The 9,705-nt window shown below is 68.8% G+C and carries 7 protein-coding genes and 3 pseudogenes; 4 read left to right on the forward strand and 6 right to left on the reverse strand.

The features are described 5' to 3' along the window. Window positions 1–128: 128 nt before the first annotated feature. Together ABZ924_RS30335 and ABZ924_RS30340 are read right to left on the reverse strand one after the other, a co-directional pair. The gene (locus tag ABZ924_RS30335) at window positions 129–548 is read right to left on the reverse strand and encodes a site-specific integrase (protein WP_361916710.1); all 420 of its coding nucleotides are present in this window, start codon (window positions 546–548) and stop codon (window positions 129–131) included. 165 nt (window positions 549–713) lie between these two features. Beyond that, on the reverse strand, window positions 714–1,382 hold the full coding sequence (locus tag ABZ924_RS30340) for a site-specific integrase (protein WP_361916713.1): 669 nt from the start codon (window positions 1,380–1,382) through the stop codon (window positions 714–716). 272 nt (window positions 1,383–1,654) lie between these two features. On the opposite strand from ABZ924_RS30340, the gene ABZ924_RS30345 reads away from it, so the two are divergent. Both ABZ924_RS30345 and ABZ924_RS30350 read left to right on the forward strand, forming a co-directional pair. Beyond that, window positions 1,655–2,449: an oxidoreductase gene (locus ABZ924_RS30345; RefSeq protein ID WP_361916716.1), complete on the forward strand. Its 795-nt coding sequence runs from the start codon at window positions 1,655–1,657 to the stop codon at window positions 2,447–2,449. A gap of 265 nt (window positions 2,450–2,714) precedes the next feature. Further along, window positions 2,715–4,036, forward strand: a pseudogene (locus tag ABZ924_RS30350) (helicase associated domain-containing protein); the annotation flags it as partial. Between the two features lie 266 nt (window positions 4,037–4,302). Here ABZ924_RS30350 and ABZ924_RS30355 read toward each other — a convergent pair. Beyond that, window positions 4,303–4,395 (reverse strand): annotated as a pseudogene (locus tag ABZ924_RS30355) (IS5/IS1182 family transposase); the annotation flags it as partial. Window positions 4,396–5,125: 730 nt separating this feature from the next. On the opposite strand from ABZ924_RS30355, the gene ABZ924_RS30360 reads away from it, so the two are divergent. Beyond that, a complete protein-coding gene (locus ABZ924_RS30360) occupies window positions 5,126–6,148 on the forward strand; it encodes an alcohol dehydrogenase (protein ID WP_361916719.1) in 1,023 nt (340 codons plus the stop codon). 477 nt (window positions 6,149–6,625) lie between these two features. After that, window positions 6,626–6,931: pseudogene (locus ABZ924_RS30365) on the forward strand (transposase); the annotation flags it as partial. Here the strand turns inward: ABZ924_RS30365 and ABZ924_RS30370 are convergent. The 3 genes from ABZ924_RS30370 to ABZ924_RS30380 form a co-directional block, all read right to left on the reverse strand. Next, window positions 6,921–7,265: a hypothetical protein gene (locus tag ABZ924_RS30370; protein ID WP_361916722.1), complete on the reverse strand. Its 345-nt coding sequence runs from the start codon at window positions 7,263–7,265 to the stop codon at window positions 6,921–6,923. The pseudogene ABZ924_RS30365 and the gene ABZ924_RS30370 sit on opposite strands and share 11 nt — an antisense overlap. After that, entirely contained in the window at window positions 7,148–8,029 is an 882-nt protein-coding gene (locus ABZ924_RS30375; RefSeq protein WP_361916788.1) for an RICIN domain-containing protein, read from the reverse strand. The genes ABZ924_RS30370 and ABZ924_RS30375 overlap by 118 nt, the downstream gene beginning before the upstream one ends. A gap of 179 nt (window positions 8,030–8,208) precedes the next feature. Continuing rightward, window positions 8,209–9,099 carry a hypothetical protein gene (locus ABZ924_RS30380; protein ID WP_361916725.1) on the reverse strand — a complete coding sequence of 297 codons (891 nt, stop codon included), beginning with the start codon at window positions 9,097–9,099 and terminating at the stop codon, window positions 8,209–8,211. Window positions 9,100–9,705 lie beyond the last annotated feature (606 nt).

Genomic DNA, 9,705 nt, shown 5'->3' on the forward strand with positions numbered 1-9,705 from the left:
TTTTTCGGGGTGTTTTTTTTGGTGGGGGGGTGGGGGGGTGCGGGGGGGCGCGGGGGGGGCGGGGGCCAGCGGGGGCGGCCGTCGGGGGCGGCCGCGGGCCGGGCTCGTCAGGTGCCGGACGCGAGCCTTCACCAGGATCCTCCGAACAGGTCGTTGAGAGCCTCGGTCCGGTACCCGGCCGCGGGCACCGTGGGGATCCGTGCCAGCCGGTCCTGGCGCAGATGATGTGCCCGTACGGCCTCGACGATCTCGTCGCGCCCGGCCGGAACGTAGATCTGGGTGGTGGTCAGGTGGGCGTGGCCAAGGACCCACTGCACGTCCGTCAACGCTAGCTCCGGGTCCCGGGCCATCCGGTATGCGGCCGTGTGCCGAAGGTCGTGGAGTGTCCAGTTCGCCCCGAGCAGGGCGTTGGCCCGGTTCAACATCGCTCTCGCGGCGTGATAGTTCAGCGGCCGAAACGGCCGCCGCAGCGTCCACCACAACGGCGCCGCCGGATCCCGTGGCACCCCCGCCCGCCCAGATTCTTCCTGGTAGATCCTCAACCACACGAAGGCATCCGGGGACGACGGAAGCTGCTAATAGGCCCGTGTGCCCTTCCGGATGACTCCCAGCAGCTGATCGCCCGGCAGCGGATCCCGCTGGCGGCTCGTCAACAGCTCCTCAGGCCGGGCGCCGTTGGACACCCAGAACGCCAACAACGCCCGGTCCCGGTTCTACTTCAGAGCGGCGAAAAGCTCATTGAACCGGTGATCGGGGATCCGCCGCGGCAACCGGGTGGGTACCGAAGGCCGGTAGCGGCCACCGCCCGGCGCGCGGAAAGCCCGCCCTGCACCTGGGGGCCAGCGGCGATCCCGGCCCTCGGGAAACGGGTTGATGATCGGGCCAGTCCCCTCGTCCAGGTGGAAGGCGTAGAACGACCTCAACACCGCTTCGCTGTGCACCCGCGTCCTGGCCGGGTACATCGCCCCCGGCGCCGCTCGGCCGGTCACCGTATTCGGCAAGCCCACCAGGGGGCGTGCCGGAGGCGGCGTCGAAGCGTCCTGGGACCGCCGGCGCCAGTGGACGCGGACCGGCTTCGGCGCGACCTGCATCCACCGGGCGAAGTCCCGGGCATCCGCCCGCGTCACCCGATCCCACTCCAGCCCCCAGCCGGCCAGGAACCGCCACCACCGCAGCAGGTCCATCCCGTACGACCGCATCGTTGCCGGTGGCCGTCCACAGGCTTGGAGCTCAGCAAAGAACCGCTCCACCGGCTCCACCACGACCCCGGCCGCGTCCAGCAGCACGTACGGCCACGCCGGATCCGTCGACCTCGCCAAGCCACCCGATTCCGGCAGCACAAAGCCGACCAGATCCCGGGCAGAACCACCCGTCTCAAGCATGGCCAGGAAGCTAGCAGAAACCCCATCTGACCTGCGAATACACACATACCCGACGCTGCGCAGATTCAGTGCGCCAACACAGCCGCCAGCCCACTCAGTCAAACTGCACAACCCCAGGTCAGAAGCGTGACGACTGCGCACACTCACTGACCGGCGACAGCAGGGCACGGCGTGCCTACGAGGGCGCATAGGATCCGACGCACACAATGCCCGTAAATGCCCGATTCATGCGAACAATCCATGCCGAGTTCATGACACAGGAGTGCGTGCCGATGGATCTGGAGCTCACCGACAAAGTCGCCGTCGTCACCGGTGCCAGCAAAGGCATCGGCTTGGCCATCACCGAGGCGTTCCTGCGTGAGGGCGTGCGTGTAGTCGCCGGCAGCCGTTCCGAGACCCGTGAGCTGGCCGCCATGCGTGAGACATATGACGTGGCCTTCGCAGCCGGCGATCTGGCTACCAGCGAAGGAGTGGAGGCACTGATCCAGGCGGCGATGGAACATCATGGCAAGATCGATATCTTGGTCAACAACGTCGGAGCCACCAAGCCCCGCACCGATTTCCTCGCCATCGACGACGCACAGTGGCAGCGGGGCTTCGACCTGAACTTCTTCAGCGCCGTCCGCGCCAGCCGCGCCGCGCTGCCGCACCTGCTCGCGGACGGCGGAGGCGCGATCGTCAACATCAGTTCCCTCAACGCCCGGATGCCCTTCCCCATGGTGGTGGACTACTCGGCGGCCAAGGCCGCACTGACCAGCCTTACCAAGGCGCTGTCGGAGGAGTTTGCGCCGCGCGGCGTACGGGTGAACTCCATCGCTCCGGGACCGGTCCGCACCCCGTTCTGGACCGCCCCCGGCGGCTTCGCCGAGACGGTGGCAGCCAGCGCAGGAACCACTGCCCAGGAGGCCATGGACGTGGTGGTGCCCCAGCAGACGGGCATCACCACAGGACGCTTCACCGAACCCCAAGAGGTCGCCAACCTCGCGCTCTTCCTGGCCTCGCCCCGCGCCGCGAACATCACAGGCGCCGAATTCCTCATCGACGGAGGCCAGACCAAAACGACCTGAGCCCTGGCGCGACGGCGCCGCGGGGAATCCTGCTCGGGGCTTCACGGCACAACCACTCGGGCAGCCCGGATCGCCGTCTGCTCCCTGGAAGACGACCCGGTCCTGAACGAGCTGGAGGTGCGCACCACCACGAACCCAATCCAGCTCGCCCTGTGGGCCGCCTCCGGGCCGGTCGTCGTATTCGCCACGTACGCCTCACTGGTGGACCGCGAGGACATCAATGCACCCAAGGGCAAGCGGAACGTTCGCGGGCCCCTGGAGGCTGGACGGCTCCACCAAGATCGCACGGATCATCGTCCCGGTGTTCCTGGAGCCCGGAGAGGACCCCACCGACATGCTCGCCAGCGCCAGCTTCCGCCCCCTTGTAGCGGTCCGTCCAGGGCCTCCGCAGTCACGATGACCGTCTGGTCGAGCAGCTCGCCTCCGCGCCCTCACCAGCGGAAAGCACAAAGTCCACCTGCGCCGCGACGAGGACGGGCAGATCGTCGGAGCCGGCGGGGAGGGCGAGGACCAGGAAGACGGGGCCGACGCCGCCGCGGAGTCGGCGCTGCCCCACTTCTCCAGCCCGCGGGACGCCGCCACGATCGCCGCATTCCTGCGCACCCGCGTCTACCGGCCCGAATCCTTGCCGCTGGAGGGCTATCAGGCCCTGCTGCGCTGGCGGGCGGAGAACGGAATCACCGGCCTCTACGCCGTCCCGTACGACACCGAGACCGAGGTCGGCGTCACCAAGACGTTCCCGCTCGGCCGGTGGGTGCACCAGCAGCGCAAGGCCCTGCGCACCGGGGAACTCGAGGACAGGCGCAAGACCCTGCTGGACGCCCCGGAGGCCGGGATGGTGTGGGAGCCCGGCGAGGAAGCGTGGGAGGCCAAGCTCGCCGCGCTCCGGTCGTACCGGCGGGCCACCGGGCACCTCGCGCCCCGGCAAGACGCCATGTGGGGCGAGGACGACCAGATGGTGCCCATCGGACAGCACATGGCCAACCTCCAACGCAAGGGCACCAAGAACGGCCTGGGCAAAGACCCGGCCCGGGCCGCGGAACGCGCGGCGCAGCTGACCACGATCGACGAGGACTGGGGCTGCCCGTGGCCGCTGGACTGGCAGCGGCACTACCGCGTCCTGGCCGACCTCGTCGACGCCGACGGCCACCTGCCCCACATCGCCCCCGGCGTCCTCTTCGACGGCGACGACATCGGACGCTGACTCCAGCAACAGAAGCAACCGACCACCTGGGCCCGGCTGCTGCCCGAACAGCAGGCACGGCTGACCGCGCTGGGCGTGCAACCCGACCAGGCACCCTCACCCGCCCCCGCAGCCAGCCACAGTGCGAAGGGGGCGCGTAAGGCGCAGCAGGCGTTCCAACGCGGCCTGATCGCGGCCTGACAGCCCTCACCCAGTGGGTAGAACGGGAAGGCGCCTACCGGCCGGTCCCGCGGGCCCACGGCGAGGAGATCGCGGTCGAGGGCGAGGCGGAGCCGGTGACCGTGAAGCTGGGGGTGTGGGTCTCCAACACCAAGAGCCGACGCGCCAAGCTCACCGCCGAGCAGCTCGCCGCCCTCGTGAAGCTGGGCGTGGACTGGGCGTGACAGGTTGGCCGGCTCGTCGTGGAGCGGGGAGGCCAGCGAAGTGGAGGCCCCGGGGCGTCGTGACCCCCGGGGCCTTCGACTCGCCTCAAGCGCCACCGGGCCGTCGCCACCTGATAGGACAAAGTCGCTGTCACCTACGAGGCGACCGTGCTGGTTGCAGCCCTCGACGAGTGGCGGCGACCAGCAATTTCACCACAGGCCCTAGGTTCTGTCTGACAAAGGATCTTGGGCTGGTTCGACGGAGGGCGCCCCGAGTCGACCTCACCGATGCCGCGCCACTGCTTGAGCTTGTTGATGCACCGCTCGATGGTGTCCGGCTGCTTGTAGGTCTCATGGTCGAAGGCAGGCGGTCGGCTTCCGAGGCCGAAGTGGTCGGTGCGGGACCAGTCGGCGAGTACGGGGTGTGGGTCCATTGCGGGCGCTCGGGGTGGCGTCAGTGGTTGGACCTGAGGGGAGAAGCGAAGTCGTGTTTCCGGGGCTTGGGGGATGCGCCTGGGGGGTCAGGGCGTGTTCAGGCACCGGGCCGCAACCGCCACACGTACCCCCGCGGCGTGTACGTGACCAGGGGAGCCCGCACGCCAGTGGTCATGGTGCTTCCCTTCACACCGACGCTGCTGAAAGGCACCACCGATCGGCCGCTTCTGCTGCGTTCCATGGTGGAGCCGGAACCCGCCGCAAGGGCACCGCACAGAGCATGAACACGTCAAGCCACGAAGGCAGGGGCTCCGCCAATCCCGCGTGCCGGGGTTGGCGGAAGCCGCCCTCGAACCGTTCCCGCCGCCACACCGTCACGCATCACGGCGCAGGGCCGCCGCCCCGCCGCACTCGCCTCGTCCCTCCCCCTCACCCCCGTCATGACCGAAAGCCCCTGTCAAACGCCACGCCGCCACCACGCTTGCGGGTGAATCATCCTTCGTGAAGTTGACGCTCTTGGCGCGGTGACACCGCCGCGCGACAGCAAAACGGTGACCCCACGTGACGGACGACAGCCTCCGCGTCCACCCGCATGTGACCGTCGGCGCGCGCGATCGGGGCGGAGCTGTTCTGCTGGAATTCGGGGGCGCCGAGTCGTGTCTGAGAGAGGGTCGGATGGGTACGTATCGAGTCGCGCAGGTCACCTCCCCCGACGGACGGTTCGAGATCGTCGAGCGCGAGGTGCCGCAGCCGGGGCCCGGCCAGGTGCGCATCGCCGTCGATGCCTGCGGGATCTGCCACAGCGATGCCGTCTTCGTGGGCGCCAAGGTTCCGGGCGTGCAGTTCCCGCTGGTCCCCGGCCATGAGGTCGCCGGCCGGATCGAAGCCATGGGCGAAGGGGCACAGGACCGGGGCTGGCAGGTCGGCGACAGGGTCGCCGTCGGCTGGTTCGGCGGGAGCTGCGGCCACTGCACTCCTTGCAGACAGGGCGACTTCATCGTCTGCGAGAACCTCAAGGTCCCGGGCTGGGCATACGACGGGGGGTTCGCGGAGGCGGTGATCGCGCCGTCCGACGCCCTCGCCCGGATCCCCGACGCGCTGGCCGCCACCGATGCGGCACCCATGGCCTGCGCGGGAGTGACCACGTACAACGGGCTGCGGCGCAGTTCCGCGCGGCCGGGTGACCTGGTCGCCGTACTCGGCATCGGCGGCCTCGGCCATCTCGCCGTGCAGTACGCGGTGGCGATGGGCTTCGAGACCGTGGCCATCGCCCGCGGGGCCGACAAGAGGGAATTCGCCGAGCAGCTCGGCGCACACCACTACGTCGACAGCACGGTGGGTACGAGCGTTGCGGACGCACTGCAGTCCCTCGGGGGCGCCAAGGTCGTGCTGGCCACCGCCGCCAACTCCGGTGCCATCACCGCGACCGTGGACGGCCTGACGCACCGGGGGGAGTTGGTGGTGATCGGCGCGGCCCCCGAGCCGCTGGAAATCAACCCGATGCAGCTGCTCATGAGCGGACGCGTCGTGCGCGGCCACCCGTCCGGCACTTCGCAGGACGTCGAGGACACCATGGCCTTCAGCGCGCTGCACGGGATCCGCCCGATCGTCGAGGCGGTACCGCTGAGCCGGACCGACGAGGCGTACCAAAAGATGCTCTCGGGTGCCGCGCGCTTCCGGATGGTCCTCACCGGCTGACCCGGGTACGCCGCCCCGTGGGACGCGGGAGGCTCACGCCCACGCCGCCAGGGCTCACATGACTGACAGCACCGCTTCCCGCGCAGATTCAGTGGCAGCCAGTCGGCCACCCGCTCAGCCAAACTGCACAACCCCAGGAGGTCGGTCTGTTGGCCGTTTGGGGCTGAACCTCGGCAAGGACGACGCGGCCGACTTCCAACTTGAGGCTTACGCAGAAGGGACCATGGGGTGTATGAGTGGACCGCCGACCTCGACCTGCTGGTGGAAGGCCGACCGAAGAGACTGTCCGTCACCGACCATGGCCAGCCCTTCCGGATCGCCGGGCCACTGCCGAGTTCCGTTCCGTCGACCTCCGCAAACGGCTCCAGGACGGTTACCGCCACTGCCTCGACCACCCGCAAGACCCCTCCTGCTGAGATGCGCGCACAGTCAGGTATCTGGTGGGCAGCGGAGCGGGCTACTTCACGTAGATGTCGTCGAGGGCCTCGTCGACGGCGCCCCGCCAAGCTCCACGCAGACAAGGACTACGACTACGACTACGACCACCTGCGTCGGTGGCTCCGCGGACGCGGCATCCGCCATCGCATCGCCCGCAAAGGCATCGAGTCCTCACAACGGCTCAGCCGCCACCGGTGGGTGGTCGAACGGACCGTGTCCTGGCTCGCCGGCTGCCGTCGGCTCCACCGCCGATACGAGCGCAAGGCAGAACACTTCCTCGCCTTCGTCGGCATAGCCGCAGCCCTCATCAGCTATCGCCGGTTGGCGACCCTACTCAGGGCCTGAGCCGGTCCTGCTGCACGTCGAAACAGACCAGACCCATGGACGCCGCCACGGCTGCCGCGTAGGCCGATGCCTCCTCAGCCATGCTCCACCGCATCGGGAAGTAGATCAACGGACCACTGGCCTCACCGATCAACGGGCCCGTCGACCAAGGCGACGCGTCCTCCTCGTCCTCGGTGAGGTCACACCACCGCTCAAGAAGCGCCGCGACGTATGCCGCTATGCGTTCGGACGGAGGCTCCTCGACCTCGCTGTCGATATAGCGGTCGTACAGGTCGCAGAAGACCCGGCCAGCGGTCTTGTCATCCGCCAGCCTCTCGCCTTCCCACACAGCCAAGTCGTAGCTTGTGCTGTTGACCGGCGACGATGTGTGTCAGTGCTGTATGAGAGCCTCCGGGCATCGGTCCCGAGGAAGGTCCGGTCTCCGGTCCAGTTTCCGGCGACCGCTCCTCGAACGTTGCCATACGGGTCGAACTTGCGGAGGGTGATCTGTTGGCCGGCAGCCTGGTTGACCGAGGCTGTCGCCGTGCTGTGGTGGTCGGACAGGAGGAAGTCGAGCTTGTGGCCTGTTGCCTTTCCGTCCGTGCGGCGCGTGGTGACGCCGCCGGGTCCGCTGTAGTAGCGGATGGCGTCGACGGCTTGGCCGGCCTTGTTGACGGTGACCTCTGCCTCGCCGAGGTAGGGGGTGCGCGAGGAACCGGTCTCCTCGATCAGGCGGTTCCCGGAGGCGTCGTAGATGTAGGTGGTGGTGTTGTCGAAAGCCCACTGCTGGTTGGTACCGCCGTTGCAGGCGTAGACCAGCAGGTCGGTACCGTCGGCGGTGTTGCCGCCAGGGACGTCGACGCAGGCGTTCGCCGCCTGGTTGTAGAGGGTCTTGTCGCCCGGACGGTAGACGAACTTCTGCTTGTCGCTTCCGTCGCAGGCGGCGATACGGGCCTGGCCGTTGTCCGCGGTGAGGCACTTTCCGAGGGCGCGGACGGTGTTGTCCGTCAGGCGCCACTTCTGGGCCTTGACGTCCTTGCAGGACCACAGCTGGACGCGGGTGCCGTCCGCAGTGCTGCCGCCCTCGACGTCGAGGCACTTGCCTGCCAGGCCGGTCACTGCGACCGCGCCGATGCCGGGGCTGCTCGCCGAGGTGAGCTTGTTGCGCCGGTCCCAGTTCAGGGTCTGCGTGTCACCGCCGATGCGCCGGCTCTTGGTGTTGCCGGAGGCGTCGTATTCGTAGGTCGAGAGGGAATTGACGGTGGAGGTGGCGGTCCGGGTGGTCTTCTCGGCCTTGCTCAGAGCGTGCGGCTGTGTGGTGGACGGCGGCTGGGTGCCGTTGCCCGCGACCGGTACGCCGTAGGTGTAGGTGGTTTCGTCGTCCAGCGCCCCGTTGGTGAGGTCGTGGTCGATGAGCTTGGTGCGGTTGCCGATGGCGTCGAACTGGTACTCGTACCAGTAGCCGTCGCCGTCCGGCCCCGGGCGACCTCGGCCGTGCTCGGGGCGGGGCAGTTCGGGCTCTTGGCCGTCCAGGCCTTGGTCAGCTGCCCCATGGCGTCGTACGAGAAGCACTGGCGGTCCACCCGGCCGCCGGCCTGGGTGTCGGTGATGGAGGTCGGGTTGCCGACGGTGTCGTAGGTGTAGGAGAGGGCGGAGATCCGGTTGGGGTTGGCGGTCTCGCGGTCGCTGATCGACTGCTCGACACGGCTGGTGTTGCCGTTGTAGAGGGTGGTCGTCCACACCCGGTTCGGGGCGTTGCCCGAGGCCGTGCGCAGCACCTGTCCGTAGGGGCTGTAGATGACGTCGGCGGTGTACCAGGACAGGCCGGAGATGCTCTTGGCCATGCCGTCCGCGTCGTACCGCGTGATCAGCTTCTCGGCTGCCAGGCCGCCAGGAGTGGCGGGAACCGTCGTCGACTGGACCTGGCCCCGTGGGGTGTAGGTGGTGGTGTAGGCGTAGGTGCCGGCCAGGCCCTTCGTTGCCGGCACGTCCGGAATGGTGATCTTCGTTCCGGTGGGGCGGTATTCGGTGTCGTACCCGGTGACCTCGCTCTTGTAGGCGGCGAGGCCCTCGTAGCGGGTGGACGCGACGGGAAGTCCCTTGGCGCCGAGCAGCGAGTCGAACGTCCAGGAGGCGACCAGCGGGCCGTCGGCGGCGTTGTCACGCAACTCCGTGGTGCGGCCCAGCACGTCGTATGTCGTGAACTGGGTGCGCCCGGTGGAGTCGGTGGTGGAGATCTTCTGGTCGAGGTTGTTGTAGGTGAATGTCGTCGGAGCAGCGCACGCGGCTGACCGAGCTCGGGGTGAGCGCCCCCGAGCCGGCCGCCGCACCCAGGAGCGGCGGCCGGGCCGCGGTGGGAACGGGACGTTGCCGCCGTGTCGGTGGTTGAGGTAGAGGAAATCTTGCTGGGATTGATCACGCGCGGCGCACCGGCACCCGCCGCCCAGGCGTTGAGCGAACCCCTGGACTGTGGACCCGTGACCCGCACGCCGTCGGACGAGACCTCTGGGCGACACGGCAGATTCGGGGGCATTCCTCCCCGCATTGGGCGTGGCTGCGTGCTAGAGATAGTAGGCAAAGATGCCCAAAATAGGAGGTATTCGCATATGTATGCAACTCTTCTCCGCGTGACGACCTCGCTGGGTGCCGCGGCGGTCCTGGCTGTCGTCGGCGCCGGGGCGGCCGGGGGCGGCGTAACCGGGGCGGGGCCGTGCGGGGGGGGCGCAGGGGTGGGGGGGAGGGGCGTCGGCGACGCGGGTGGTCTGAACGACGGGGTGGGCGACGGGGGGGTTGTG

Origin of the sequence: Streptomyces sp. NPDC046876 (genome assembly GCF_040645035.1) — a bacterium.
In the GTDB taxonomy this organism is placed as follows: Bacteria; Actinomycetota; Actinomycetes; order Streptomycetales; family Streptomycetaceae; genus Streptomyces.